Origin of the sequence: Actinoplanes auranticolor, from assembly GCF_018332655.1 — a bacterium.
GTDB classification, from domain to species: domain Bacteria; phylum Actinomycetota; class Actinomycetes; order Mycobacteriales; family Micromonosporaceae; genus Actinoplanes; species Actinoplanes auranticolor.
Genome location: NZ_BOQL01000071.1, coordinates 52,905 through 78,765 on the forward strand (window position 1 = coordinate 52,905; position 25,861 = coordinate 78,765).

Below are 25,861 nucleotides of genomic sequence, written 5' to 3' on the forward strand. Positions count from 1 at the left end.
TGCATCGTCTGCGGCAAGGACGACCACGACGGTACGGAGGATCACCCCCTGATCCGCGAAGACACCCTCGGCAACTGACCAACCGATGAACGGCTCCGCTTCGGCGGGGCCTTCGTCGTTTCCGGGAGACCTCATGAAGCGGAAGATGATCGGCTATCTGCGCCGGTCCAAGGCCAACAAGAAGCGGCCGGACGATCCGGCCTACGGCATCGAGGCACAGCGCACGATCATCGAGCGGGTAGCTGGGCTGAACGACTGGGAGATCATCTGGGCTCCTGCGGACGATGGGGCTACGGGTGCCCACACTCGCCGTGCCGGGCTCCAGTGGACTCTCGATCAGCTCGCGGCCGGTGAAGCGGACGGCCTGGTCGTCGCCAAGCTCACCCGCCTGTCGCGGTCGGTGGCGGACTTCGCCCAGGTGTTGCGTGTGGCCAAGAAGCAGGGCTGGACGGTTGCCGCCCTGGACCTCGGCATCGACACCGGGACAGTCAACGGTCGTCTCGTGGCCAACATCGTCATGAGCGTGGCCGAGTGGGAGCGCGAGATCATCAGCGAGCGGACGGTGGAAGCTCTCGCGGAGGTTCGTGAGTCAGGCGTCCGGCTGGGTCGCCCCATCCTCATGCCCGAGGACGTGATCGCGAGAGTCAGGCGTCTGCGGATCAAGGGTCACACCCTGCGGGCCATTGCCGAGCAGCTCAACAAGGATCAAGTCCCCACGGTGCACGGCGGCGCTCGCTGGCACAGCTCCACTCTCAGGGGCGTCTTGAAGCGATCCGGTGGCGACCCCCGGGCACGTACACCGGCGCGGGTGGCTTAGGACGGCACGGACGATCTCAAGACCCTCTAAGGCAGACCCCCGCACCACGATGGTCGGGGGTCGTTGCCAGCGGGGGCTAACAAGCCCCCGAGATCCATCCCCCGTGGGTGCACTGGTCGCCCTCGCCGCAAGGCGGTTCCTTCCCGCTGAGCGCAGGTGGAGGTATGAGCCAGCCATCGATCCGGCCCCGGTACACGCCGTCACCCAGCTTCTCTAGCCCGTCCTCGGGGCCGAACTCAGCGAACAGCCGATCAAGGATCGACGGTGCATCGGTCCAGACCTCCAGGTTGACCCCCCACGGGTCGATCTCGGGCTCAGCGTCGATGGCCGCTTGAGTCAGTTTCCACTTTTCTCTTGGCATGTGACCACGTTACCGCTAGTCAACCCCCTCGGTACACGTCTCTGACGGTTTAACAGTAGTCAAGGTCATCGCGCCCTAGCGTCAGGGATATGCCACGCGCGGACATCGGCCTCATGGGCGCAGCCGAGATTGGTGCACGCCTTCGCCTGTCTAAGCAGCGGACCTACGTGATCATCGGGCGCAAAGGATTCCCCGACCCCCAGGCTGAGCTGGCAATGGGCAAGGTGTGGCTCACCGAAGACGTAGAGGCGTGGATCAAGGCCAATCGTCCGGAGCTGGATCAGCCCGACCAGGCATGAGACGGTGAGGCATGGCCGACCGAACCATCACCGTGATCCTGAGAGACGGCACGACCGAAGAGAAGTACGCCAAGCTCGCCAACACGATCTGGGCCGTCGCTTCAACCTACGAAAAAGACTTCGTCGGTGTTCAGCAAGACGAACAAGCCGACGCTGACTACCTGAACAACTGGTACGACAAGAAGGACGGCAAGGCGCGCTGGAGCTGACGTCTCACGGGGTGGCACGGTAGGGCCGGCGGCGCCTCACGGGGTGCGGTGACTGATCGTGACCACACCCCGCTGCACGTGACGTCCGTTGCCTGTTTACGGCAACTGGTTCTTCTTGCCAGGCCGCATGGCCTTGATCAACCCGGCCATCGCCTCGATTGCCTCGACCCGCTTGTCTCTCGGCACGAGCGCCAACGCCCAGAGGAACATGATCACGATGGCTGCTATCGGCGCGCAGATGACCAGCACGGCAGCCCAAGGTCCATTAGCCATCAACGGCTCAAGGAATGTCAGCCCCACGTCTCGCCTCTCGACTCGTCTGGTCGAGAAGGGCGCAGGGGCTCAGCTCGACCAGCATGCTGCTGGGAGCTGAGGTCCTGACTGTCCGACAGTGCAGACTGGAAACTCAGAGGTAATGCCGGACTGCTTGTTGGGTTGCCAGCCCGGTGGTGGCGAGTCCTTCATCATCGAGGTGAGGCAAGGGACTAAACCATTTAGCTTCGCTGGCGGCCCGTCGGCGACTCACTCAGCGAAACTGATCTAGACCTCTAATGTGCCAATGTGCCACCTCGCTGCCTGCCTCCTGGCAAACAGCGAGGTTGCAAAATACTAACTGCCCGTCGTCCTCGGGTATGCCGAGCATCCCGATAGCCTCACGGTACACCGTGACCGCACAACGTCACCACTTCTAAAGACAGCTCAACCGGCCATGAGACACGAAAGCGGCCCGGTCCCAGGGTGTGGGTGTCCGGGCCGCTATGTGGATCTCAGTCGTCGTCCAGGCCGATCATGGCCCGGTCGGCTTCGGTCTCGTCCTCATCAACCTCGGCCAGCTCTCCCTCGATGGTGAGGTGACCTTGAGGAAGCCCGTCATCAAGAACGATCGCCGAGGCAATCGCCTGTCGCGGTCCGATCGTGGCGTCAAGACTGACCTTGGATGCCGCCTTACCGTGCTGCTGCTCGTAGAGGAACATGGCGATCTGCATCCGCACGTTAGCGGGGGTCTTCGGGTCATCGACTAGCTCGCCAAGCACCCGCATCGCGGCGTCAGAGTGGGCCATCAGCGCATCGTGAGTCGCCTCAGCCAACCGCTTCTTCCGCTCCGCTTCGATCATCGGAGTGATCCACTTCGGCTTGCCGCCTGAAGGAAACGAACCATCACTGTTCTTCGGGCGGCCTCTGCCGAGCTCTTCCAGATCCCACTCAGACACGGGCTTGTAACCGATGACCTCTACCAGCATTGGCATATCACGCGCCGGATTGGTGTTCCGGCGTAGTCGCTTCCTGATCCGGTTTGGATCTCGGCTCAGTTCCCGGTCAGCCATGTCAGACCCGCAGGTCATCCGCAGACGGAGCGTCGTCCGTGCGCACGAAGTTCGGGTTGTCTTGCCGCGAACCTCCACCTGAGGGCACCTCGGTCATCTGGCTGACCACACCCGCTAGCGTGGGCTGAGTCGTGCGGAGGACAGGGTACTTGTCCACGAACTGGCGCTGGTAGTCGTCCGGCGTCATCTCCGCGAGGGCACGCATGGTGTCCTCCTGCTCGATGAGGGTCTCGTGCAGATCCATCGCCTGCTGGTACTGGCCCTGCATGGTGCGGATCTGGGCCAGGGCTTCCTTGGACGGTAGGCGGCCGGCCCTCACGTCACGGCGGATGGCAGCCAGCTTGTCGCGCATCTGGTCACAAGTGCCGACGACCTTCTCGTCTCGCGTGGAGAAGCGCAGCTCGGCTTGGGCGCGATATACGTCCGCGTGCTTCTGCTCCCAGGACTGGGAGACCTGCCGGATGGCAACGTCCACCGTCCGCTTGGCCTTGGGGTTCATGTCGGTCTCGTCGGCGTACTTACGCCAGTCGGAGAGCCAGGGGGTGTCAGGCAGTGTCATCGTCAGTCCTCTCGGAGGTGCATCGGAGGCGCGGCTTCGTCGGTGAAGATCTCCACGCCGGGGTCTGTTGTGTCACCGGCATAGATCGCGTGCAGCGTTTCGCTCGAGCTCATCTCGTGTGGGTAGGGCTGAACGTTCCCAGCCGCACCGCCGAACTCGGAGCCACCCTCACGCAGCTCTTCGGTTAGGAAGCGGCGGTACTCCCTGGCGCTGTCGTACGAGTCACGGGCCATCAGGTCATCCGCTGCTGACCGGCCACGGCAGGGAACTTCTCGGCCATCTCGGCGGTAGTCCGCGGACTCCCCTCAAGGTCGGCTTCGAACGCTGCCTCTTCTTTGATCAAGGCCAGCGTTTCCCGCAGGTCCTCGTTGAGCGTCGAGAGGGCGGTGTCACCCTTCTTGCGGCCCATCTTGCGATGCTTCACAGCCATGTTGTTCACTCCATTCCTTGTCGATCAGGTACCGGACCACACCGGCCAACGTGATGCCGCGAGCCTCGGCAATTGCTTCGAGTCGGTACTTCTGCGCTTCGGAAAGGCCGACCGGTACCCGCTCCGGGAACTCAGTCAGTCGCCCTCGTGCGCCCATCACTTCTCCGATCCGGAAATGTTGATGCCACCATTTTCCGGCGAATCTCGGAGTTTGTCAGCGCCGCATTCGCTACACGAAACGTGCGGTTACTGAAAGAGCAAAACCATCAATTGCGACTGGGCGCGCACTAAGGCAATCCTCAGGGGGGTCTTGACACCACTGACATGGATCACTTATCTTGGGATTGTTTGGAGTCTCAACCCGGTGCAGCATTGCGCTGATGAACCTAGGACTCCGACATGACCGATCTTCTCTTCCACAGTTCAGCGGCCATAGCCGGTGGCTATTTGACCTTGGTCGGCATCGTTGCCCTCATAGCCTCAGCGCATTCAGATCCCAAGCGCCGGGCCGATGCCGCTCGCATCCTTGACAAGCTGTTGCGGGTCCGCGACCGTGATCGGCCTTAAGAGCCGTTGGCGATGCCGTGGGGTCACACGGATGCGCGGTCGGGGGTGCGGGCGGCTCTGTGGCCACCTCAGCCCCCTCCACACGCGACGGACGGGCCGACGGACGACGTACCGTTTCCACCAAGCCCAAAGCCGAAGCAGATCCCTGAGTCTCGGCAGGGAAGCTTCGCCAGCCACCACCTGAGAAGACCCCCGCATCCGAAGACACGAGTGCCATCCTCACCGGACCACACACCCTGCGTGGCACCGGCGCTTTACCGGGTACGTATTTTTACCGGGTACGCGTACCCGGTAACGACCAAACACCGACCATTAACGCGTAGCGAAATTTTCTTTCTTTTATGTACATGTGTCCGATTCGGTTTCCCGTTTACCGGGTACGCCGTACCCCCATCGGCAGGCGAACCGCGTACCCGGTAAAACGGCGGTCATGACATCAGCGAGAACACGGTGCCTTTGATTTGACGCCCTCGACCTTGTCGCACCCGGAGCTGACCGTCACCGACCATCCCGTCGAGCACTTCACTCAGATCCGCCGCAGCTCGCTTAAGGCTGGAGTGCTTCTTCAGCTCGTTGAGCGACATCGACCCCGTCTCGGAGCCTTCGAGCACGGTGACGACCTTGGCCTGGATCTGGTCCCGGCGTTCCTCGGTGATCCGGCGCACGGCCTGCTCGGTCGCCACCTGACGGATAGCAGCCGACCGGCCTGCGCGGACCTGTTCGGCCTTGCCCATCGAGTTGATCCGAGCCAGCACCTTGTCGCGCTCGCGGTCCGAGACGTCCATGACGACTCCCGCGAGCGTCCAGTCTTCCGATGAGACTGAGATCCGGGAATCCAGCAGGGCGATGATCGCCGCGACCTTTGAGCGGGTGAACAGCGAGTGAGAGTCGAGCGCCGGGGCGTCGAAGCCAGCCGCGTTGCGGCGCACCAGGTCTTGATCGATCTCGTCCAGCGCCTCATCCGGCAAGCCCATCTCACCGGCCCACTCCGGCTTCCTCCACTCCCACGGCTGGGCCTTGTACCGAGGTCGTTCCGCGGGCTGTACCTCGTCGTAGGCAGGCATCCACAGAAAGCGTTGAGGCGTGCCACCCCCGGCACTTTGGAACAGCGGTCCGGCGCGGTCGGGCTGAACGCCCATCACGAGTCCCAGGCGGTACGTGTGGGCAGCGATCGGAAGCCGCTTCGTAGGATCGGCGTAAGCGCCTCCGATGGCCTCGCCCGAGTACACCTGGCGCAACTCGCTATCGAGGATGGATTCTCCACCTTTGGTCAGCGCGGTGAACTTGTCCACCTCCGGGATCTCGAACAGCACCCGTGTGGCCAGCGTCGTCATCGTGCCGTCTCGGTCGCGCTTCTTGAACAGGTGCGGGATGCCTTGCCCTGACCCGATGCTGTGCGGCTCAATCTGCGTGAATAGCTCGACGCTCTTCGCTGCGTGGCGGAGCAGCCGTCCCTTGCCTTGGCCCGTCACGCCGACCAGCGCGAGGAACAAATTGAGCGAGCCATCGTCTGGCAGAACCACACCGGGCTCGGTAGCGACACACGCCCTGACGAGAATCGCGCCCAACAGTCCCCACGGAGATAGCCGGTTGGCCTTGGCGTATCGGTAGATATGCTGGAACAGCGGTCGTCGGTCCCAGAAGACCGCGCTACCCGTCCACGTCTCGACCGGCTGAGGCTTGACCAGCGTCGCGGTCCCATCCTCGATCGAGCCAAGCACGGAGAACTTCGCGCCGTCGTTCTCACTCATGCGCTTGGCCCACAGGTGCTCGATCTGCGCCTGCCAACCGCCGCGCCGCTCTTCGAACTTGTCCAAGCCCGGCTCGTAGTCGGCGAGGATGCCGCTTACCTCAGCGAGCGTGTATCCAGCCTCCATCACCCGGCAGACAGCCTTGTAGGCCGCGCGGAACCGAGAGCCGCCGTCAAGCTGCTGACGCATGATGCGCTGGATCGAAGCGGGAATGTTGTCGGGGACGTGAGCCCCCGCCGGCCCTACCGTCACCCGCAGTTTCTTGGCCGAGGCTTGGGCCGGGATGAACTGGCCCAGCCTCCGCATGAGCCCATCCGCATCGATCCTGCGCCGTCCATGTTCCTCAATCTCGGCCCGATACGGCTGATCGTTGCGCTTCGCTGGGTCGCGGTGCAGGTTCTTGTAATTCCAGCTCATCGGCACCCGTAGGAAGGCGTTGTCTGCCTTCACCGCCGGGTCTCCCCCAATGAACGCCGCAAGCCCTTCCTGAATCGACCGGTGCTCGGCCAGCGTCACAGCCCGCGAGAGACGCGCGTAGACGTGGAAGCGGCCCGGCGTGCCCGACGACACGATGCGGAATCCCCAGCGCCTCAGCGTGTCTCTGACGCTCGGCTCCAGGCCCTTGTCGGCATCGGCCCAAACCACCCATCGGGCCGCGCTGTTGCCGATGCTGCGGTCAGGCGTGGACATCGGCAGCGGGCAGTAGAACACCTCGATCGGTGCGCCCGCCTCGATCTGTGTGTTGACCTCTGGGAAGTAGGTCCGGAACCACTGATGTGAGCGCTCGATCATCTTGCCGGTCTCCCGGTTGTAGATGCCGATCACCTTGTAGCCCTCGGTGCCATGGAAGACCCAGCGCAGGTGGTCCTCAGCCTCCGTGGCGGCCGACAAGTCGACTTCTTGCACTGTCGCGGTCATGAGTGACCACCAAGGAACCAGGCCCACATGCCGTAGTAAGTCTCCATCCAGTGCGCGGTGTACCACTCAGACAAGCCCATCGCCCGGATCTTCGGAAACAGGCTCTTGTGGAACTCCTCCAGCTCTGCGGGAGTTTCGCAGTCGATCATCCATGACAGTACGATCTTGTACCAGCCGAAGTCCGACAGGTTGCGCATGATCTCTGACTTATCGGGCTCTGGGGTCGCTCGGAGAAGTAGCACGATGTCTGGAGTCATCGGCTTCGGCGCGAGGTTTACGTATTGCGGGGTTGCACCCGTTTGCTTGGCTTCATCGTTAGACATTAGAATTCACGCATTCCTTTGTTGTGATGCGGAGGGCCCTCGACCAGCCATCGGGGGCTCTCATCGCGTCCGCCACAGGGTCGCCATCCGGCCGACCGTTGAGACGTCGGTGATCCGGTCCGGGAGGCTTTGGGCACGGGCGGTCCTGATGGCTTCCTGAGCCGCGACCTGGTCAAAGCTTTCCGGCTCGTACCAGTAGCTCTCCGGCCAGGACAGGGACACCGGGAAAGACAAGTCCACGACCCGCACGGTGGCGCTCATAGGTCGCGCTCCTGAGGAACCAGGGGTGCGAGGCCGAGACAAAGCAGCACGCAGCCAGGGAGGGCAAAATACAGGTGAGTCGCGCCGAGCAGAACAATCCCGCTTTGAATAGCCGCGACGTGCATCCAGGTGAGCTTCACGACAGGTCGGCCCAAGCGTTCTTGCTGGCGTCGTAAGGCTTCTCGATTGCCGCAGGCGTGAACAGCTGCTCGAGCGGAACACCGACGAGTGTGGGCAGTTTTTTGCGGACTGCATCCATTGGACGGGCGTAGCCGCCCACTGCGATCCGCAGATGACTCTCGGGAACTCCGATCAGCTCGGCGGCGAGCTTGATCGTGTACCGCTCACGGCGCAGTGCGACACGCGCCGGTTGACGGCCAAACTTCGACATGTGGTTCCTCCACGCCCCAGAGAGACAAGTCCTTCATCCGCTGATGAAGGCCTGGAACCCGCTTGAGCCCAGGCACGGGACTACCGCCTGGAGCAGGTTCCCCGGTTTGTCTCTCGGGTGGACGGGGGCCACCGCAGCACATATGACCGGCGAACCGGCCGTGCGGCATGAACGATACCGCAACCATCAAACTGGTCAGGAAACCCGAAATCCGGGCCTCAGAGACGTTGGACGCGTCCACCGAACCACGGACACCGACCGGCACCCGCCGCTGGCTCTACGGCGTGCTGAACCGGCTCTGAGCGATGTGTAACCCGGCGTCGAACAACGCTTGGTGCAACCGTGCTTCCTGCTCAGCAGCGATGCGCCGGACCTCGGCTCGCACGCGAGGATCACCAAGGTCAGAGATCACAACAGGACCGCCTTCTGCCGCTTCCTCGGCCCACACCCGCCGATCACGGGCCAGCCGTCTTTTGGCAATCGACTCCGGCGTGGGCTTCCTGCGTACCCATTTCACCTCTGTGCTGGAGTGGCATTTCCGGCGAGCTGAGGTAGTGCACGGATGGTTGCAGTCCTTGTGGTTGAGAGGACCCTTACCCGCCGGTGTGGCAGGTTCAGTTGAAGGTTGGATCGCACTCGCTTCGAGGTCGATCAGCCAGTTCTGCCTCGCCCGGCGACGTCTGCGAGCTTCCTTGTCTGGATCGAACAAAGATTCGAGTGTCGTAGGCGGCGCCAGCGGCAGGTAAGCGAACGACGTACGGAGAGGGCCATCCGACGCAACGATCGGCAGGTCAGCCGACCCACGGCTCTTGTTGGTCCCGCCGACGTACTGGACCTTGTGCTTAGGACGGAGCGGGCCTAGCTTCCTTCGACATCGCTTGCGAGCGGCGTTGGTAGGCGCGTGGTCACAGTTCGCATGGTCAAACGCCTGCATGGCCTCAGCACCTGGCCCCCCAGCCTTCCGGCAGGCATCACGAGCGGCAGGTGTCCGGGGGTGGTCGCAAGCTCCGTGCTCGGCCCTCTTCATAGTCCACATCCGGTATGGGTTTTCGTGCCACGCGACACCTCCCGCGCCTTCAGCTTCCCGGGCGCCGGGCCGCGTACGACCACGGCGAGGTTCTCGCAGTGCATCCTGACCGTCGCCGCGATCCGGGAGGCCGCCGCCGTGGCCCGCAGCTCCGCCGGCACGATCATGATCGTCTGGTCGGCCGCTGCCAGGGCCAGCGTCGCCGCGTCGTCGAGCTGCCGGGGCAGGTCCGTGATGATCACGTCGCGGGCGCGGCGGGCGGCGTCCAGGGTCGCCGCCATCGCTTCGGCGGGCACCGGGAGCACCTCGTCGCGGGCGAACGACAGCAGCACCAGATCGCCGCGGTGCGGCAGGGCTTCGAGCAGCGCCGGCGGGTTCACCCGGCCGCCGGCCGCGGCCAGGGCCGGCCAGCGCAGGCCGTCCATCCCCTCCCAGCCGAGGACCAGGTCGAGGCCACCGCCCACCGGGTCGGCGTCCACCAGCAGCGTGCGGTGGCCGCTGCTGGTCGCGGTCACCGCCAGCGCTCCCGCGAGGATGCTGGCTCCCGCGCCGCCGCGGCCGCCGATCACGGCGAGCACCCGGCCCGGTGGGCTCGGCTCGCGGCGTTCCGCGAAGCGGTCGACGAGCCAGGGCTCGGCCGTGGGCAGCGCGGCCACGTGCTCGGCGCCGAGGTCCGCGGCGACCTCCCAGGCAGCCTCGATCGCCGGGGTGTGACCCACGATGACCGTGCGGGGCCGGTGTGGGAGCCGGGCCCGCAGGCAGGCCGCGGCCTGGTCGGCGCCGATCACCACCAGCGGGGCGCTCGCGAAGCGGGGCCGCGCCGCCGCCGGGTCGCTCGCCACGTCGACCTCGGTGCCACCGGCCGCGGCCAGCCGCAGCAAGTCGTCCAGCAGGTCCGGGTCGGCCGTCACGACGAGCGGCAGGCGCGGTCCGGAACGGACAGGGGTGCGGGCTGACATCGCGGCTCCACGGGGTACGGCGGCGGGTTGGGCGCTCACCGTGGCGTTCCGGCCCGGCGCTGCTCAACCGGCCCCGGCCCCGCCTGTGGACAACCACCGGGTGTGGACAACGGCCCCGGCCGGGACCGATCTGTTATCGCGCGCCGATCGGGGGTAACTTCGAGGGCCGCCCAGCCGATACGTGAGGAGAATGAACGCCCGCGGGGTTGGGTATGTTGGGCCGACCCGGACCGATGGAGTTGGCATGGAGCACCCGACTGAGAGCTCGCTCGGCGATGACGGGACGGCCTGCGTCGCCGTGCTGGGCGAGATCGACTTCACCAATGCCGACGAGGTCGCCCAGGCTCTGCGGGACGCCGTCGCCGGCTGGTCGCCGCCCGAGCTGCGGGTCGATCTGCGCGCGGCCACCTTCATCGACTCGACCGGCCTGGGCGCGCTGATCGAGGGCTACCGGGCCGCCGCCGAGCACGACGCCCGGTTCGTGGTGACCAATCCCAGCCCGAGCTTCCGCCAGGTGCTGACCGTCACCGGCCTCTGTGATCTCTTCGGCATGACCGAGCCGGCCGGGCAGGACGAGTCGGTCTCCGCCACCGGGGCCTGAGCGGCGCCGCAGATGGGAACGACCCCCGACGGGGGAGTCGGGGGCCGTCCTGGGATTCGGCTCCGGGGGGGTCGAGCCGAATCGGACCCGGTGACCGCGGGGGGCGCAATCACCGAGAATCTGTGTGCGGGAAGAGTGTGTGCGACTCCGCTGATTCCCGCCTGATGCACACAGACAACATGAATCGCAGTCGCACCACAAGCATGCCTCAGGAGCGGGCCACCGTCGAGTACCCAGGGTGACCGACTACCGTCCACGGGTGTTTTCGTCGCGGCCGGTGGGCCGAGGCGGCCGGAGCGGTGCGCCGTGCGGCTACACTTTCGGCCCGTGGGCCCGAGTGCCGCCTTCTTCGACCTAGACAAGACCGTCATCGCCAAGTCCAGCGCGCTGGCCTTCGGACGGCCGTTCTATCGCGATGGGCTGATCAGCCGCCGGGACGTGGTGAAATCCGCTTACGCCCAGTTGATGTTCCGGCTGGGCGGCACCGACGAGCAGACCATGGCCCGCACCCGCGACTATCTCGCCGCGCTGTGCAAGGGCTGGAAGGTCGAGCAGGTCCAGCAGATCGTGGCGGAGACCCTGGAAGAGCTGATCAATCCGTACGTGTACGCCGAAGCAGCCATCCTGATCGGCGAGCACCAGGCCGCCGGCCGGGACGTCGTGCTGGTCTCGGCCTCCGGTGACGAGATGGTCCGGCCGATCGGGGCCCTGCTCGGGGTGACCGACGTGATCGCCACCCGGATGGGCATCGTCGACGGCCGGTTCAGCGGCGAGGTCGAGTTCTACGCGGCCGGCGCGCGCAAGGTCGACGGCGTGCGCGAGATAGCCGAGGAGCGCGGCTACGACCTGGCGGAGTGTTACGCGTACTCGGACTCGAGCAGTGATCTGCCCCTGCTGGAGGCGGTCGGCCATCCCAGCACGGTGAACCCGGACCGGACGCTGCGCCGGGTCGCGCTGGAGCGGTCCTGGCCGGTGCTGGAGTTCCGGCACCCCGTACCGCTGGGCCGCAGGTTGCGCGAACGCCCGGCCGTGCCGGTCGCGGCGGCCGCGCTCGGTGTCGGGGTGGGGGTGGCGATCGGATTCGCCATCTACGGCCGGCACCGGCGCACCCGGGCCGCGCTCGCCTGAGCCCGGTCCCGCCCGGCTGGGTCTGACTAATCCCTTCGAGTGGCTTTACGCTGCCGAAACTCTGGCGATCAAGGGCGTCCAGGCGTAGAAAGAAGGAGCGGATACCGGCAACGGGAACCGTGCACGGCCACCGGGAACCCACGCGCGATCAGCCACGGCAGGCACGTTGCGGCGGCACCTCATCAGGACTGCCGACAACGACCCAGGTGCACGCTTGATAACCCGGTAGGACGTGCGAAGCGACGGCGCCTCACCCGTGAGGCGCCGTCCTCATGTCCGGCTCAGGCCGGGGCGACCGCGGCCAGGTGCCGTTCGCGCAGCTCGCGGTAGACCGCCCGGAAGACGTGCGGCCGGGAGTGGAAGTCCATGCCCTGGGCCCACAGTTCGGTGTTCACCATCGTCCCGTCGCGGCGCTCGATCAGCACGGTCATGCCGGCCTCGATCTCCCAGCGACCGAGCTTGTGGCTGTGCCGGTGCAGCCGGACGTGGGCGATCTCCTCCCACCGCATCGTGCGGGAGTGCAGCAGCCCGCGTACGCGCAGACCCGCCGGGCCGACGTAGACACCCATCTCCCGGATGCGCCAGCCGCCCACCACCCACACCGTGGTGATCGCCGCGGCGAGGACACGGACGCCCGCGCCGGCGATCCCGAACTGCTCGACGGTGCTCCAGCCGAGCAACGCCAGCGCGACAGCTTCCCAGCCGATCACCAGCCAGCGACCCGAGCCCGGGGTGTACGGACGCTTCCACTCGTCTCCCACCCGGCCGAGTATGCCAACCAGGCCCGGCAGAAATCGGGTGTTGGCGGACATCGACGCAGATAGCAACCAACCGGGCGAGGAGCTACGTACCCGAAGGGCTCAGCACGGTGTCACCGATCTCCGCGATCTCGTCGGCGCCCGCGGACACCGCTGCCGCGTAGTGGCGCAGCCAGGACCGCACGCCGTCGGGCGTACCGGTGGCGTAGGCGCCCGCCGCGCCCACATACTCCGGCTCGCGGGCCAGGTGCCCGGCCTCCACGTCGACCAGGCCCCGCGCGTCGAAGCCGCGCCCGATCAGGGTGAGCCGGGCCGCGGCGCGGGCGACGATGCCGGCCGGACCGGCGAACGGCTTCAGCGTCAGCAGTTCGGCGTGCACGACGGCCGCGAGCAGCAGCGGCGGGGTCCTGTCGTTGCCGGCCACGAGTCCGGCCAGCGCGTCGATCCGCTCGGCGCCGCTCTCCAGCCGGCCCAGCGCGACCTCCGGCACGACACCGCGCGCGGCCAGCACGTGCAGCCGGGCGAGCACCTGGCGGGGCGCGCGGGGCCACAGGTCGACGAGTCCGCCCAGTGCTTCGGCGACCCGCAGCGCGCCCTGGAGCACCGGGTCGGTGACCGTGCCGGCGCGTACCTCCTCGAGGTCGTACCGGTGATCCTCCAGGGCCGCGCTGGCCACCGCCGCCCGGAGGCTGACCTCGGCGGCCACCTGGCCGCCGTTGCGGCGCAGCGCGCGATGCCGCAGCGCGGTGTCGACGCGGTCGCGGGCGGCGGTGAACGCGGGCTCGACGTCGGCCAGCGCGAGCAGCGGGGCCAGTGGATCAGCAGTCACGGGCCAACCGTAGCCGGAAAAGCCCGGAAACCTGGGGTGCGCGAAGTGGCTCGCAAGTGGCAAGATTCGCGCAGCACCAATCATCTCGTGCCCGATCGGCGCGCACGGATTGCCATTCGGCGCGGCCACAGGGCACTACAGCTCGCAGCTCTCGCCGGGCCACCCCGGCAGAACTAGTGTTCAGACGAAGCGACCGGTCATGGCAGAGGAGCCGCCCTCATGAGCGAGACACTGGAGAACCTGTACTCGGAGACGCGGACGTTCCCGCCGCCGGCCGAGCTGGCCGCCGACGCCAACGTCCAGGCCGGGGCATACCAGCAGGCCGACGACAACCGGGAAGAATTCTGGGCGCAGCAGGCCCGGCGACTGCACTGGGCGAAACCGTGGGACCAGGTGCTGGACTGGTCGAACGCCCCCTTCGCCAAGTGGTTCCTCGGCGGCGAGCTCAACATCGCCTACAACTGCGTGGACCGCCACGTCGAGGCCGGCCACGGCGACAAGGTGGCCATCCACTGGGAGGGCGAGCCCGGCGACACCCGCACGATCACCTACGCGGACCTGCTCCGCAGCGTCAGCCAGGCGGCCAACACGCTGACCGAGCTCGGCGTGACGGCCGGGGACCGGGTGGCGATCTACCTGCCGATGATCCCGGAGGCCGCGGTCGCGATGCTGGCCTGCGCCCGGATCGGCGCGCTGCACAGCGTGGTCTTCGGCGGTTTCTCCGTCGACGCGCTGGCCACCCGGATCCAGGACGCGGACTGCAAGCTGGTCATCACGGCCGACGGTGGTTACCGCCGTGGCAAGCCCTCGGCGCTCAAGCCGACCGTGGACGAGGCCGTCGCGCAGTGCCCGAGCATCGAGCACGTGCTGGTCGTCCGCCGCACCGGCGAGGACGTCACGTGGGGCGACAAGGACCTGTGGTGGCACGAGACCGTCGAGCAGGCCAGTGACAAGCACGAGGCGCGGGCCTTCGACTCCGAGCACCCGCTGTTCATCCTCTACACCTCGGGGACGACCGGTAAGCCCAAGGGCATCCTGCACACCACCGGCGGCTACCTGACCCAGGCGTCGTACACCCACCACGCCGTCTTCGACCTCAAGCCGGAGACCGACGTCTACTGGTGCACGGCCGACATCGGCTGGGTGACCGGCCACTCGTACATCGTCTACGGTCCCCTGTCGAACGGCGCCACCCAGGTCATGTACGAGGGCACCCCGGACACCCCGCACCGCGGCCGGTTCTGGGAGATCGTCGACAAGTACAAGGTCAGCCTGCTGTACACCGCACCCACCCTCATCCGCACGATGATGAAGTGGGGCGACGACATCCCGGCCAAGTACGACCTGTCGTCGCTGCGCATCCTGGGCAGCGTCGGCGAGCCGATCAACCCCGAGGCCTGGATGTGGTACCGCGAGCACGTCGGCCACAACAACGCCCCCATTGTGGACACCTGGTGGCAGACCGAGACCGGCGCGATGATGATCTCGCCACTGCCCGGCGTGACCGCGTCCAAGCCCGGCTCGGCGATGACCCCGCTGCCGGGTATCTCCGCCGACGTGGTCAACGACGAGGCCGAGTCGGTGCCGGACGGCGGCGGCGGCTTCCTGGTGCTGCGCGAGCCGTGGCCCTCGATGCTGCGCGGCATCTGGGGTGACGAGCAGCGCTTCAAGGACACGTACTGGTCGCGCTTCGGCAAGGGCGCGGGCGTCGGCGACGCGTGGATCTACTTCGCCGGTGACGGCGCCAAGAAGGACGCCGACGGATCGCTCTGGCTGCTCGGCCGGGTCGACGACGTCATGCTGATCTCCGGGCACAACATCTCGACGACCGAGGTGGAGTCGGCGCTGGTGTCACACCCCTCGGTCGCCGAGGCGGCGGTGGTCGGTGCGACCGACCCCACCACCGGTCAGGCGATCGTGGCGTTCACCATTCCGCGCGGCAATGTGGACGCTTCCGGTGACGCCGGCGAGAAGCTCATCCAGGAGCTGCGCAACCACGTCGCCAAGAAGCTCGGCCCGATCGCCAAGCCGCGCCAGATCATGCTGGTGGCCGAGCTGCCCAAGACACGGTCCGGCAAGATCATGCGGCGCCTGCTCAAGGACGTCGCGGAGAACCGTTCGCTGGGTGACGTCACGACGCTGCAGGATTCCGCCGTGATGGACCTGATCTCCTCCGGCATGCAGGCGGGGAAGTCCGAAGACTGAGATAACCATCGATAAATGGCGGCAGGCCTGCGATCGTGCAGGTCTGCCGCTGTTTCATGAGCACAGTCCACTTTCGGGCCTTTGCCGGTACTTGCATGATGGAAAAACCATAATGCGTAACCATCGTCCATCGATATCCCAGGACTCTTCCAAGACATAGGCGTGTTTGCATACGTTCACGTGAGCCTCGAATCCGAGGCCGGTTTTCCGCCGTCCGCTGCACCCCAGCGCTCGGTCACGTCAACGGAGGTACACGTAGTGCGCAAGGTGGTCGTGGGACTACTCGGCGCCGCGATGGTCACCAGCGTCGGGGTCATGCTCCCCGCCGGTGCCAACGCCGCCCCGCCAGTGGATCCAGCGCCGGTCGCGAAGGCCGATGCCAACTCAGCCCCTGTCGACGATCTGCCCAACCCCCTCGAGGACAAGCGCCGCGCGCTCCGCGAGCAGGCCGTCGCCGACGTGGTCAGCGGCAAGGCCAAGGCCGTGACGAAGAACGGCAGCTCGGTCGTCAAGGTCGGACGCACGCAGGGTTCCGGTACCAGCAACCGCGCCGTCCCCAAGACCGGTCAGGACCAGTACGTCGAGATCGGCCGCGAGCGGACCGACCGGATCTTCGTCATCCTGACGGAGTTCGGCAACGAGCGCGATCCGAACTTCCCGGACAAGGACATGGCTCCCACCGTGCCCGGCCCGGCCCGCTTCGACGGACCGTTGCACAACGAGATTCCCGAGCCGAACCGCGCCGTGGACAACTCGACGGTGTGGCAGGCCGACTACTCGGCCGACTTCTACCGCGACCTCTACTTCGGCGAGGGCACGGGCGTCGAGTCGGTCAAGACCTACTTCGAGAGCCAGTCCTCCGGCCGGTACAGCGTCGACGGCGAGGTCACCGACTGGGTGAAGGTGCCGTTCAACGAGGCCCGCTACGGCCGCTCGAACGACCTGCCGACCGACGCCAACGGCGACGACCCGGCTGTCTGCGCGAGCAACGTCTGCAACAACACCTGGGCCCTGGTCCGCGACGCCGCCAACAAGTGGGTCGCCGACCAGCAGGCCGCCGGCCGCACCGACGCCCAGATCGCCGCCGACATGAAGGCGTTCGACTCCTACGACCGCTACGACTTCGACAACGACGGCAACTTCAACGAGTCGGACGGCTACATCGACCACTTCCAGATCGTCCACTCCGGCGGCGACCAGGCCGACGGTGACCCGTACCAGGGTGAGGACGCCATCTGGAGCCACCGCTGGTACGCCTTCGGCACCGACCAGGGCCGCACCGGCCCGGCCGGCAACCTGCTCGGCGGCACCCAGATCGGCAACACCGGAATCTGGATCGGCGACTACACGATCCAGCCGGAGAACGGCGGCTTGTCGGTCTTCGTGCACGAGTACGGCCACGACCTGGGCCTGCCGGACGACTACGACACCTCCGGTGGCGGCGACAACAACAACGAGCACTGGACCCTGATGGCCCAGAGCCGGCTCAGCGCCAAGGAGGACCAGGGCATCGGTACCCGCCCGGGCGACCTCGGCGCCTGGAACAAGCTGCAGCTGGGCTGGCTGGACTACGAGACGATCGTGGCCGGCCAGACCAAGACGCTGACCATGGGTCCGGAGGAGTACAACACCGCCAAGCCGCAGGCCGCCGTGGTGGTGCTCCCGGACAAGGAGGTCTCCACCGATCTCGGTGCGCCGTTCGCGGGTGAGGGCCAGTTCTTCTCCGGCAACGCCGACGACCTGAACAACTCGATGAGCAAGTCCATCGACCTCACCGGCAAGACCACGGCGGGGGTCACGCTCAAGGGCCGCTACGACATCGAGGTGGACTACGACTACCTCTACTTCGAGGCCTCGACGGACGGCGGCACCACCTGGACCCGGCTCAACGGCACGGTCAACGGTGCGGTCTTCCCGACGGACGCCAGCGGGACGCCGGCGCTGACCGGCAGCACGGCCGGCGCGTGGGTCGACATCGCGGTGCCGCTCGACGCGTACGCGGGCAAGAAGGTCGACTTCCGTCTGCACTACCTGACGGACGGCGGGGTCTCCGAGGGCGGCTTCTTCGGTGACGACGTCACCATCACCGCGGACGGCGCGACCGTGCTGGCCGACGGCGCCGAGGGCGACACCACGTGGGCCCTCGACGGCTTCTCCATCGTCGGTGCCACCTCGGTCGAGGAGTTCGACAACTTCTACATCGCCGGCCACCGCAGCTACGTGTCGTACGACAAGTACCTGAAGACCGGCCCGTACTTCTTCGGCTACCTGCCGGCCCAGCCGGACAAGGTCGACCACTACGCGTACCAGGAGGGTCTGCTGATCTCCTACTGGGACACCTCGCAGGTCGACAACAACACCAACGTCCACCCGGGCAGCGGCCGCAACCTGTACATCGACAGCCGCCCGGCGCCGTTCTACAACCTGGAGGGGCTGCCCTGGCGGGCCCGCATCCAGGTGTACGACGCGCCGTTCAGCCTGAAGAAGGCGGACTCGTTCACGCTGCACATCAACAGCAAGCCCAGCTACATCCGGGGCCAGGCCGCGCAGCCGCTGTTCGACGACACCAAGAAGTACTTCTACGACGAGCTGCCGAACCACGGCGTCAAGCTCCCCGCCGTCGGCGTCAAGATCAAGGTCGTCGACGTCAACGGTACGTCCATGAAGGTCAGGTTCAGCTGATCCACCCAGCACCAGCGGCGCCCGGGGAGTCCGCTCCCCGGGCGCCGTCCCGTTCCCGCCGGAACCGCGCCGGATCGACGTACGTCCAAGTCAGCGTGACCAGATCCGGGATCCTCGCGCTCGCCGCCGCTCTGACCGTGCTCTCCGGGTGCGCCGCCGCCGGCAGTGACCCGGCCTCCGCCCCTCCCCGCAGCGAGGTGACCGTGTCCGCGCTGCCGACCTTGACGCCGCCCACCGGGCCGCCGAGTGAGCCGACCGACGACTTCAAGCCGACCGAGATCGTCGTCGGCACGGTCAATCGCGGTGGCGACGGCCCCTGCTACGGCCTCGTCACCGATGACGGCGTCCAATATGCCCTCTATGAAGCCAAGGGCCGGACATTGACGCGGGGCATTCGGATCGAGGTCGACGCCACCCCGTCGCGGTTGCGGATCGACTGTGGAACGGGCACTCTCGTCGAGGTCAAGGCCCTGACACCGGTCAATTGAGCGGGCCCACATAAAGATTTTCTTTCTTTTGGGCCAGGCACTTCCATACATCTGACTGTTTGCATACGTTCACCTGAGCCCCGAATCACGGGGCCGTTTTCCGCCGATCAGCTGCACCCAGCGATCGGTCACGTCAACGGAGGTAGTACGTGCGCAAAGTAGTCGTGGGACTACTCGGTGCCGCAATGGTCAGCAGTGCCGGGATCATGCTCCCGGCCGCGGCGATGGCGGCCCCTCCGGTGGACCCGGCCCCGGCGACGGCCAGCAAGAAGGCCCCCGTGGACGAGCTGCCCAACCCGTTCGAGGACAAGCGCCGCGAGCTGCGCCAGGAGGCCATCAACGGCATCCTCAAGGGCACGGTCAAGACGCAGCAGCGTGGCGGCAGCACCGTGGCGAAGGTCGGCAAGACCCGCGGCGGCGGCGAGACCAACCGCCGCGTCGCCCGGGCCGGCCAGGACCAGTACGTCGAGCTCAGCAACGAGCGGACCGACAAGATCTTCGTGATCCTGGCGGAGTTCGGCAACGACCGGCACCCGAACTACCCGGACGTCGACAGCGACCCGCTCACCCCGGGCCCGACCACGTTCGAGGGTCCGCTGCACAACAGGATCCCTCAGCCGGACCGCAGCAAGGACAACAGCACCGTCTGGCAGGCCGACTACAACCAGGCCCACTTCCAGCAGCTGTACTTCGGCAAGGGCAAGAACGTCGAGTCGCTGAAGACCTACTACGAGACCCAGTCGTCCGGGCGTTACAGCGTCGACGGCAAGGTCTCCGACTGGGTCAAGGTCAACTACAACGAGGCCCGGTACGGCCGCGACTGCGACATCAACGGCGTCTGCACCGACACCAACATGTGGGCGCTCGTCACCGACGCCGCCAACAAGTGGGTCGCCGATCAGAAGGCCGCCGGCCGCACCGACGCCCAGATCAAGGCCGACATGGAGTCCTACGACCAGTGGGACCGCTACGACTTCGACGGCGACGGCATCTTCAACGAGTCCGACGGCTACATCGACCACTTCCAGATCGTCCACGCCGGCGGCGACCAGTCCGACGGTGACCCGCAGCAGGGTGAGGACGCCATCTGGGCGCACCGCTGGTACGCGTACAACACCTCGGCCGGCATCACCGGCCCGGCCACCAACAAGGCGGGTGGCACGCAGATCGGCAACACCGGCATCTGGATCGGTGACTACACCGTCCAGCCCGAGAACGGCGGCCTGAGCGTCTTCGCTCACGAGTACGGCCACGACCTCGGCCTGCCGGACGACTACGACACCTCCGGTGGCACCAACAACAACAGCGAGTTCTGGACCCTGATGGCCCAGAGCCGCCTCTCCGGCGCCGGCGAGCCCCTCGGCACGCGCCCGGGTGACCTCGGTGCCTGGCAGAAGCTGCAGCTCGGCTGGCTGGACTACGAGACCGTGGTCGCGGGTCAGAAGAAGACCCTCGAGCTCGGCCCGCAGGAGTACAACAGCACCAAGGCGCAGGCCGCCGTCGTGGTCCTGCCCGACAAGGAGGTCACCACCGACCTCGGTGCGCCGTTCGCCGGTGAGCAGCAGTACTTCTCCGGCAACGACGACAACCTGAACACCACGCTGACCAAGACCGTCGACCTCACCGGGGCCACCTCGGCGTCGTTCGACCTCAAGGGCCGCTACAACATCGAAGAGGGTTACGACTACCTCTACTTCGAGGCCTCCACCGACGGCACCACCTGGACCGCGCTCGACGGCACGGTCGACGGTGCTCCGCTGGGCGCCGACGGCGCTGTGCCGCCGCGTCCGGCTCTGGGTGGCGACAGCGGTGGCGAGTGGAAGGACATCAGCATCCCGCTGACCGCGTACGCCGGTAAGACGGTGCAGGTCCGCCTGCACTACATCACCGACGGTGGTCTCTCCGCGGGCGGCTTCTTCGGCGACGACCTCACCATCACGGTGAACGGTGCCGCGGTCGCCACGGACGGTGCCGAGGGCACGCCGACCTGGACCGCTGACGGCTTCAGCGTCGAGGGCTCCTCGTTCACCGCCGAGTACGACAACTTCTACATCGCGGGGAACCGCACCTACACCTCGTACGACAAGTACCTGAAGACCGGCCCGTACAACTTCGGCTGGCCGAGCACCAAGCCGGACTGGGTCGAGCACTTCTCGTACCAGCAGGGTCTGCTGATCTCGTACAACGACACGTCGTTCACCGACAACAACGTGAACCAGCACCCCGGTCAGGGTCGTAACCTGATCGTGGACAGCCACCCGGCCCCGTTCTACAACCTCGAGGGCCAGCCCTGGCGGGCGCGTATCCAGCTCTACGACGCGCCGTTCGGCCTGACCAAGGCCGACTCGTTCACGCTGCACGTCGACGGCAAGCCCAGCTACATCCGGGGCCAGGCCGCGCAGCCCACGTTCGACGACACCAAGAAGTACTTCTACGACGAGATCCCGTGGGCCGGCGTCAAGCTGCCGGCCGTGGGCGTCAAGATCAAGGTCGTGGAGCAGAGCGGCACCTCGCTCAAGGTCAAGTTCTCCTGACCGACCGCACCACCGCGACGCCCGGGGCCTCGGTCCCGGGCGTCGCGCCTTTTCTCACCCCCACGGGAACCCGCAGGGCCGGGCCCGGGTCTCACTCACGGAGGTGGGTCATGATCTCGTTCTCCCGTACGGCCGCAGCGACGTTGCTGGTCCTCACGAGCCTGACGGCCTGTTCAGCCGGGTCTCCGGTGGCACCGGGCACCTCCGTGCCGGTCACGCCCAGCGGCTCGGTATCGACGGTCACGCCCGCACCCAGCGGCCCGTACAACTCGGTGCCCACCGGCCCCGCCCCGTCCAGGCCGGCCGGCATCCCCAAGACGCCGACCGACATCGTCCGCTCACCCGGCTGGATCGAGGGCACGGTCACCCGGGGCGGCAGCGGCCCCTGCTACGGCCTGGTCACCTTCGACGGCGTCGCCTACGCGATGTACTCCGACAAGGGCACGACGCTGGCCGTGGGCGACCACATCAAGGCCGCACTGACCCCGGCGAAGCTGCGCATCGACTGCGGCGCCGGCATCCCGGTGAGCATGGGCGCCATCCAGCACTTTCCCTAGGCCCGTACGCTGGTTCGCATGAGTGCCCAGGTGGACGAGGCGTGCGTACTGACGGAGGGTCCCTGGACCCACCGTTTCGTCGGCGCCAACGGCAGCCGCTTCCACGTGGTCGAGGCGGGCACCGGGCCGCTCGTCCTGCTGCTGCACGGCTTTCCCGAGTTCTGGTGGGCGTGGCACGACGTGCTGACCCGGCTCGCCGACGCGGGCTTCCGGGCGGTGGCGATCGACCTGCGTGGTTACGGCGCCAGCGACAAGCCCCCGCGCGGCTACGACGGCTACACGATGGCCGCCGACGTGACCGGCCTGATCCGGGCCCTGGGCGAACGCTCCGCGATGATCGTCGGCGCGGGCGCGGGCGGCATGATCGGCTGGGCGGCGGCGGCCTTCCACCCCAAGATGGTCAGCCGGCTCGTGGTGCTGGGCGCGGCGCACCCGTTGCGGCTGCGCGCGGCGCTGTTCTCCGACCCTCGCGGCCAGGCGGCGGCCAGCGCGTCGATCCTGCGCTTCCAGGTCCCCCGCTACGAGCACGTGCTGACGAAGAACGACGCGGCCCTGGTGGGCGAGCTGATCGAGCAATGGAGCGGTCCGAGATGGACGCAGACCGCCGCGTACGAGGAGTACGTCGCGCGGTGCCGGGAGGCCATCCAGATCCCGCAGGCGGCGTTCTGCGCGCTGGAGGCGTACCGGTGGGTGTTCCGGTCGGCTCTGCGGCTACAGGGCTACCGCTTCGTCAAGCTGATGCAGAAGCCGCTGGTCACGCCGACGCTGCAGATGCACGGCGAACTGGACACCGCGGTGCTGCCCCGTACGGCGCAGGGCTCGGGCCGTTACGTGATCGCGCCGTACGAGTGGCGCCTGATCCCGGACGCCGGCCACTTCCTGCACCAGGAGGCGCCGGATCTGGTCACCGGCGAGATCCTGCGCTGGCTGAAGGCTTGATACCCATTCCCGGGTTTTCCGCCGCGGGCCGGCTCAGACGCGGTGCTCGTAGAGCTGGGTGACCTCGTGCGCCGGCGCCCAGCCCTGGTAGACGCCGAAGTCGAACTCCTCCAGCCCCAGTTCCCGGGCGACCGGCGCGCGGCCACCGGTGTACTCCAGGCGCAGCCAGTTGTCGGCCTCGGCGAGCACGATGAACGGCTCACCCCGCCACGAACAGGTCGTCCGGACGTAGACGAGGTCACCGAACTCGCCGGGCTTGAGCACACGGACGTACCGGCCGGGCCGGACCTCCGTGAAGCCGTCGGCGGGCTCGGGCGCGTACACCCGCACGTTCTCCCCGTCCGGCGCGGCGTCGTACTCCCGGCCTTGCCAGTTGACCACGTAGCCGTCGCGCATCACCGCTCACCGACCCGGCGCCACACCGGCGCGTCACAGTCGAAGACCGCGATCAGCTGCTCGGCATCGTCGGCGATCCGCCACAACTGCGCGCCGTGCGGCAGCCGCACACTGTCCACCTTGAACTCCGCGATGACATCCTTGCCCTCACCGGGCGCGAACCCGTTGCCCCGGAACGGCGGCCGCTCGATGACCCAGCCGTCCATGGCCCGCAGCGCCTGCTCGCTCTGGCCGCCGTACGGGATGCGGTAGAGGCTGGGCCGGTGCGCCGGCCAGCGCAGCACGAAGGCCTCCTTGGCGTCCGCCTGGTAGGGCGAGCCGTCGTAGAGCAGGCCGAGGGCCGAGAAGAGGTCGCCCGGAGTCCGCAGGTGCTCGACCTCGCCGGCCCGGTGCACGAACCCGGCGACCCGGTCGTACCCCCGCTCCAGGTAGTAGTCGATCTGCTCGGCCGGCACGGCCTTCTGCATGACGGTGAGATGCGCGGCCGGCTCGACGGCCTGCTGCGGCAGCGCGGCCGGCGCCTCCACCGGGTCCCCGCCCAGCCCGGCCTCCACGGCCCAGCTGGCCAGCGCGATGACCTGCGGCCCGGGATAGCGGGCGCCGATCGGCGAGGTCGGATTGACGGCGAAGGACCAGGCCGGATCCGGCCAGTTGCGGATCAGATCGACGAACCGGACCCCGACCGTGCGGGTCGGCTCGGCGAAGTGCTCGGCGAGCCGGTCCCGGCTGGTGAAGACGACGAGGAACCGGTCACCCTCGATCTCCTCGGTCCGGAACACGAACCCGGACTCCCCGGGAGCGCTGCCGGGCCGCGAATTGTGCGCGACAGGCACGAGCACGGTGGCGAGCAGGAGGGTGGAGAGATAGGAGTCGGTACTGCCCTCGTCGACGGCGTGGTAGAGGTCGCGCTCGACCTCGTTCGCCGGGACGAAATCGTCTTCGTCGGGTGCTGTGGCGCTGCCCGGGCCGGTCGGCTGGGAGCCGATGGGCGACTGGGCCCCGGTGGGAGCGAAGGGGCTGCCGGCATGGGACGAGGCGGTCTGCGACTGGTCGGCGCGGGCCTGAGCGGTCTGCGCCTGGGTGCCCTGTCCCTGGGCAGTTTGTGCCTGGGTGAACTGCCCAGGGTCGGCCTGGGTCGGCGTGGTCCCGGGCCGGTCAGCCGCGGTCGGCGTGGTTCCGGGCCGGTCAGCTGGGGCCGGCGCGGTTCCGGACCCGTCGGCCTGGGTCGGCGCAGTCTCCGGCCGGTCGGTCCGAGCCGGTGTTGCTCCGGGCCGATCGGCCTGGGCTGGCGCGGTTTCGTGCTGGTCAGCGGTTCCCGGACCGGTCGACCGCTGGTCGCTTGAGGCCAAGGCCGACGGCTGGCCGCCTGATGCCGATGCGGTCGACGACTGATCGGTTGAGAGCGATCCGTCGGACGACCGGCCGGTAGAGAGGGATCCGTCCGACGAGCGGCCGGTTGAGAGCGGTCCGTCCGACGACCGGCCGGTTGAGGGCAGTCCGTCCGACGAGCGGCCGGTTGAGCCCGGCGCGGCCGGCGACTGGCCGCCGGGTGCCAACGCGGCCGGCGACTGATCGGCTGAGGCCGGCGGCTGGCCGGTTGATCCCGGCGCGGTCGGGCGGTTCGCCGGGGCGGCCGTGGAGCGACCGGCACCGCCGGCGCCGGGGATGACCGGTGGCGCCAGCCCGGGTTTCGGCTGGCCCGAGCCGCCCGGCTGATACCCGGTGGCAGGCTCCGCGGTCGACGACTGGCCGGCCGACGACTGGGTGGTTGACGGCTGGCCGGTTGATGGCGGGGACGCCGGGCTGCGGTTTCCAGCGAGCGCCTGGGCGGCGGCAGCCATGGAGGAAGGCCGTTCCTCGGGCGGCGTCACCTGGCGGCGCGGCAGACCACCGGGACCCTTGCTCTGGTCCTCGGAGCTGTCGGGAGCCGTTCGATCCGGGGCACCGGGCGCGGACCCAGCCTGCTTGGCGGCGGCCTGACCGGCGAGCTTGGCGGAGATCGCACCGTCGCGGGCGGCCAGCTTGGCCGAAATCGCTCCGGCCCCACCGGGAGTCGTCTGGCCCGGCGTCGTGTCACCGGCCGCAGGCTCGTCGGGATCCGGCGGCGGTGGGATGTGGGCGGGCAACGGTGGCGTCTGAGCCATCGGTGTCCGCGTGGGCAGCGCCGAGTCCGACCGCTGCGAGGACGCGGCGCTTCCCGGTCCGGATCGGCTGCCCAGGGCGTCGAGGGCGCTTGGAGCCGAGGCAGGTCGTGCGGGTCCGCCGGAGCTGCCGGGACGTGCCGGGTCGCTCGGCGGGAGGGTCGGCGGGCGGTAAGCGGCAGGCACGTCGCCCGCGGCACCGGATCGAACCGGCGCGTCCGGCTGGGCCGCTGCACCGGGCGTGGGCCGCGCACCGCCCGGGTGGGTCGACGAGCCACCGGGGTGGGTCGACGAGCCACCGGGCTCGCCCGCGAACGCACGGGACTCCTGCGCGCCGCTGCCGGGCCGGCCACGATCATCGGGCCGACTGTCGTAGCCGCCGGGTTGCGCGCCAGGGTCAGGCTGA

At 67.7% G+C, this 25,861-nt stretch carries 26 protein-coding genes; 11 read left to right on the plus strand and 15 right to left on the minus strand.

The window, feature by feature from the left end; all coding sequences use genetic code 11:
- The first annotated feature begins 133 nt into the window (after positions 1–133).
- Positions 134–817, plus strand: coding sequence for a recombinase family protein (locus Aau02nite_RS39145; protein WP_212993703.1), 684 nt, complete (start codon positions 134–136; stop codon positions 815–817).
- Positions 818–893: 76 nt separating this feature from the next.
- Here the strand turns inward: Aau02nite_RS39145 and Aau02nite_RS39150 are convergent, their stop codons facing one another.
- Complete coding sequence (locus Aau02nite_RS39150) at positions 894–1,178, minus strand: hypothetical protein (protein ID WP_212993704.1); 285 nt, start codon at positions 1,176–1,178, stop codon at positions 894–896.
- An 89-nt stretch (positions 1,179–1,267) separates the two neighbouring features.
- Between Aau02nite_RS39150 and Aau02nite_RS39155 the strand changes: the two genes are divergently transcribed.
- Positions 1,268–1,477, plus strand: coding sequence for a DNA-binding protein (locus tag Aau02nite_RS39155; protein WP_246595784.1), 210 nt, complete (start codon positions 1,268–1,270; stop codon positions 1,475–1,477).
- An 11-nt stretch (positions 1,478–1,488) separates the two neighbouring features.
- Positions 1,489–1,686: a hypothetical protein gene (locus Aau02nite_RS39160; protein WP_212993705.1), complete on the plus strand. Its 198-nt coding sequence runs from the start codon at positions 1,489–1,491 to the stop codon at positions 1,684–1,686.
- A gap of 96 nt (positions 1,687–1,782) precedes the next feature.
- Here Aau02nite_RS39160 and Aau02nite_RS39165 read toward each other — a convergent pair whose 3' ends face one another.
- From Aau02nite_RS39165 to ssd, 10 genes are all read right to left on the minus strand, one after another.
- On the minus strand, positions 1,783–1,986 hold the full coding sequence (locus Aau02nite_RS39165; RefSeq protein ID WP_212993706.1) for a hypothetical protein: 204 nt from the start codon (positions 1,984–1,986) through the stop codon (positions 1,783–1,785).
- Between the two features lie 467 nt (positions 1,987–2,453).
- A complete protein-coding gene (locus tag Aau02nite_RS39170; protein WP_212993707.1) occupies positions 2,454–2,927 on the minus strand; it encodes a hypothetical protein in 474 nt (157 codons plus the stop codon).
- A gap of 85 nt (positions 2,928–3,012) precedes the next feature.
- Positions 3,013–3,570, minus strand: coding sequence for a hypothetical protein (locus Aau02nite_RS39175; protein WP_212993708.1), 558 nt, complete (start codon positions 3,568–3,570; stop codon positions 3,013–3,015).
- 2 nt (positions 3,571–3,572) lie between these two features.
- Entirely contained in the window at positions 3,573–3,803 is a 231-nt protein-coding gene (locus Aau02nite_RS39180) for a hypothetical protein (RefSeq protein WP_212993709.1), read from the minus strand.
- Positions 3,803–4,000 (minus strand): hypothetical protein, encoded by a 198-nt coding sequence (locus Aau02nite_RS39185; RefSeq protein ID WP_212993710.1) that lies wholly within the window; start codon positions 3,998–4,000, stop codon positions 3,803–3,805. The genes Aau02nite_RS39180 and Aau02nite_RS39185 overlap by 1 nt, the downstream gene beginning before the upstream one ends.
- A gap of 995 nt (positions 4,001–4,995) precedes the next feature.
- Complete coding sequence (locus Aau02nite_RS39190; RefSeq protein ID WP_212993711.1) at positions 4,996–7,236, minus strand: hypothetical protein; 2,241 nt, start codon at positions 7,234–7,236, stop codon at positions 4,996–4,998.
- A complete protein-coding gene (locus Aau02nite_RS39195; RefSeq protein WP_212993712.1) occupies positions 7,233–7,559 on the minus strand; it encodes a hypothetical protein in 327 nt (108 codons plus the stop codon). The genes Aau02nite_RS39190 and Aau02nite_RS39195 overlap by 4 nt, the downstream gene beginning before the upstream one ends.
- Positions 7,560–7,619: 60 nt before the next feature.
- The gene (locus Aau02nite_RS39200; protein WP_212993713.1) at positions 7,620–7,820 is read right to left on the minus strand and encodes a hypothetical protein; all 201 of its coding nucleotides are present in this window, start codon (positions 7,818–7,820) and stop codon (positions 7,620–7,622) included.
- 136 nt (positions 7,821–7,956) lie between these two features.
- The gene (locus tag Aau02nite_RS39205) at positions 7,957–8,211 is read right to left on the minus strand and encodes a hypothetical protein (RefSeq protein ID WP_212993714.1); all 255 of its coding nucleotides are present in this window, start codon (positions 8,209–8,211) and stop codon (positions 7,957–7,959) included.
- Between the two features lie 1,023 nt (positions 8,212–9,234).
- Positions 9,235–10,149, minus strand: coding sequence for a septum site-determining protein Ssd (ssd, locus tag Aau02nite_RS39210; RefSeq protein WP_212993734.1), 915 nt, complete (start codon positions 10,147–10,149; stop codon positions 9,235–9,237).
- A 292-nt stretch (positions 10,150–10,441) separates the two neighbouring features.
- Here ssd and Aau02nite_RS39215 point away from each other — a divergent pair, with 292 nt between their 5' ends.
- Complete coding sequence (locus tag Aau02nite_RS39215) at positions 10,442–10,798, plus strand: STAS domain-containing protein (protein WP_212993715.1); 357 nt, start codon at positions 10,442–10,444, stop codon at positions 10,796–10,798.
- A 327-nt stretch (positions 10,799–11,125) separates the two neighbouring features.
- On the plus strand, positions 11,126–11,926 hold the full coding sequence (locus Aau02nite_RS39220) for an HAD family hydrolase (protein WP_212993716.1): 801 nt from the start codon (positions 11,126–11,128) through the stop codon (positions 11,924–11,926).
- 281 nt (positions 11,927–12,207) lie between these two features.
- Here the strand turns inward: Aau02nite_RS39220 and Aau02nite_RS39225 are convergent, their stop codons facing one another.
- Both Aau02nite_RS39225 and Aau02nite_RS39230 read right to left on the minus strand, forming a co-directional pair.
- Entirely contained in the window at positions 12,208–12,687 is a 480-nt protein-coding gene (locus Aau02nite_RS39225) for a PH domain-containing protein (protein ID WP_212993717.1), read from the minus strand.
- 82 nt (positions 12,688–12,769) lie between these two features.
- Positions 12,770–13,513, minus strand: coding sequence for a Fic family protein (locus tag Aau02nite_RS39230; protein WP_212993718.1), 744 nt, complete (start codon positions 13,511–13,513; stop codon positions 12,770–12,772).
- A gap of 219 nt (positions 13,514–13,732) precedes the next feature.
- Between Aau02nite_RS39230 and acs the strand changes: the two genes are divergently transcribed.
- From acs to Aau02nite_RS39260, 6 genes are all read left to right on the plus strand, one after another.
- A complete protein-coding gene (acs, locus tag Aau02nite_RS39235; RefSeq protein ID WP_212993719.1) occupies positions 13,733–15,718 on the plus strand; it encodes an acetate--CoA ligase in 1,986 nt (661 codons plus the stop codon).
- 273 nt (positions 15,719–15,991) lie between these two features.
- Positions 15,992–18,400, plus strand: coding sequence for an immune inhibitor A domain-containing protein (locus Aau02nite_RS39240; RefSeq protein WP_212993735.1), 2,409 nt, complete (start codon positions 15,992–15,994; stop codon positions 18,398–18,400).
- 203 nt (positions 18,401–18,603) lie between these two features.
- Positions 18,604–18,888, plus strand: coding sequence for a hypothetical protein (locus tag Aau02nite_RS39245; protein WP_212993720.1), 285 nt, complete (start codon positions 18,604–18,606; stop codon positions 18,886–18,888).
- A 164-nt stretch (positions 18,889–19,052) separates the two neighbouring features.
- Positions 19,053–21,422, plus strand: coding sequence for an immune inhibitor A domain-containing protein (locus tag Aau02nite_RS39250; protein WP_438841219.1), 2,370 nt, complete (start codon positions 19,053–19,055; stop codon positions 21,420–21,422).
- 110 nt (positions 21,423–21,532) lie between these two features.
- A complete protein-coding gene (locus tag Aau02nite_RS39255; protein WP_212993722.1) occupies positions 21,533–21,979 on the plus strand; it encodes a hypothetical protein in 447 nt (148 codons plus the stop codon).
- Between the two features lie 18 nt (positions 21,980–21,997).
- A complete protein-coding gene (locus Aau02nite_RS39260; protein ID WP_212993723.1) occupies positions 21,998–22,918 on the plus strand; it encodes an alpha/beta fold hydrolase in 921 nt (306 codons plus the stop codon).
- Between the two features lie 33 nt (positions 22,919–22,951).
- On the opposite strand, the gene Aau02nite_RS39265 is transcribed toward Aau02nite_RS39260, so the two are convergent.
- Both Aau02nite_RS39265 and Aau02nite_RS46985 read right to left on the minus strand, forming a co-directional pair.
- The gene (locus tag Aau02nite_RS39265) at positions 22,952–23,317 is read right to left on the minus strand and encodes a UCP033725 family protein (RefSeq protein WP_212993724.1); all 366 of its coding nucleotides are present in this window, start codon (positions 23,315–23,317) and stop codon (positions 22,952–22,954) included.
- Positions 23,314–24,663, minus strand: a complete 1,350-nt coding sequence (locus Aau02nite_RS46985) for an SseB family protein (protein WP_246595785.1) — start codon at positions 24,661–24,663, stop codon at positions 23,314–23,316. The genes Aau02nite_RS39265 and Aau02nite_RS46985 overlap by 4 nt, the downstream gene beginning before the upstream one ends.
- Positions 24,664–25,861: the final 1,198 nt, after the last annotated feature.

Coding starts and splice junctions, on each gene's coding strand:
- Aau02nite_RS39145 (WP_212993703.1), top strand. CDS start 134: ATGAAGCGGAAGATGATCGGCTATCTGCGCCGGTCCAAGGCCAACAAG.
- Aau02nite_RS39180 (WP_212993709.1), bottom strand. CDS start 3,803: ATGGCCCGTGACTCGTACGACAGCGCCAGGGAGTACCGCCGCTTCCTA.
- Aau02nite_RS39170 (WP_212993707.1), bottom strand. CDS start 2,927: ATGCTGGTAGAGGTCATCGGTTACAAGCCCGTGTCTGAGTGGGATCTG.
- Aau02nite_RS39195 (WP_212993712.1), bottom strand. CDS start 7,559: ATGTCTAACGATGAAGCCAAGCAAACGGGTGCAACCCCGCAATACGTA.
- Aau02nite_RS39200 (WP_212993713.1), bottom strand. CDS start 7,820: ATGAGCGCCACCGTGCGGGTCGTGGACTTGTCTTTCCCGGTGTCCCTG.
- Aau02nite_RS39150 (WP_212993704.1), bottom strand. CDS start 1,178: ATGCCAAGAGAAAAGTGGAAACTGACTCAAGCGGCCATCGACGCTGAG.
- Aau02nite_RS39255 (WP_212993722.1), top strand. CDS start 21,533: ATGATCTCGTTCTCCCGTACGGCCGCAGCGACGTTGCTGGTCCTCACG.
- Aau02nite_RS39155 (WP_246595784.1), top strand. CDS start 1,268: ATGCCACGCGCGGACATCGGCCTCATGGGCGCAGCCGAGATTGGTGCA.
- Aau02nite_RS39215 (WP_212993715.1), top strand. CDS start 10,442: ATGGAGCACCCGACTGAGAGCTCGCTCGGCGATGACGGGACGGCCTGC.
- Aau02nite_RS39190 (WP_212993711.1), bottom strand. CDS start 7,236: ATGACCGCGACAGTGCAAGAAGTCGACTTGTCGGCCGCCACGGAGGCT.
- Aau02nite_RS39260 (WP_212993723.1), top strand. CDS start 21,998: ATGAGTGCCCAGGTGGACGAGGCGTGCGTACTGACGGAGGGTCCCTGG.
- Aau02nite_RS39160 (WP_212993705.1), top strand. CDS start 1,489: ATGGCCGACCGAACCATCACCGTGATCCTGAGAGACGGCACGACCGAA.
- Aau02nite_RS39185 (WP_212993710.1), bottom strand. CDS start 4,000: ATGGCTGTGAAGCATCGCAAGATGGGCCGCAAGAAGGGTGACACCGCC.
- Aau02nite_RS39205 (WP_212993714.1), bottom strand. CDS start 8,211: ATGTCGAAGTTTGGCCGTCAACCGGCGCGTGTCGCACTGCGCCGTGAG.
- Aau02nite_RS39175 (WP_212993708.1), bottom strand. CDS start 3,570: ATGACACTGCCTGACACCCCCTGGCTCTCCGACTGGCGTAAGTACGCC.
- acs (WP_212993719.1), top strand. CDS start 13,733: ATGAGCGAGACACTGGAGAACCTGTACTCGGAGACGCGGACGTTCCCG.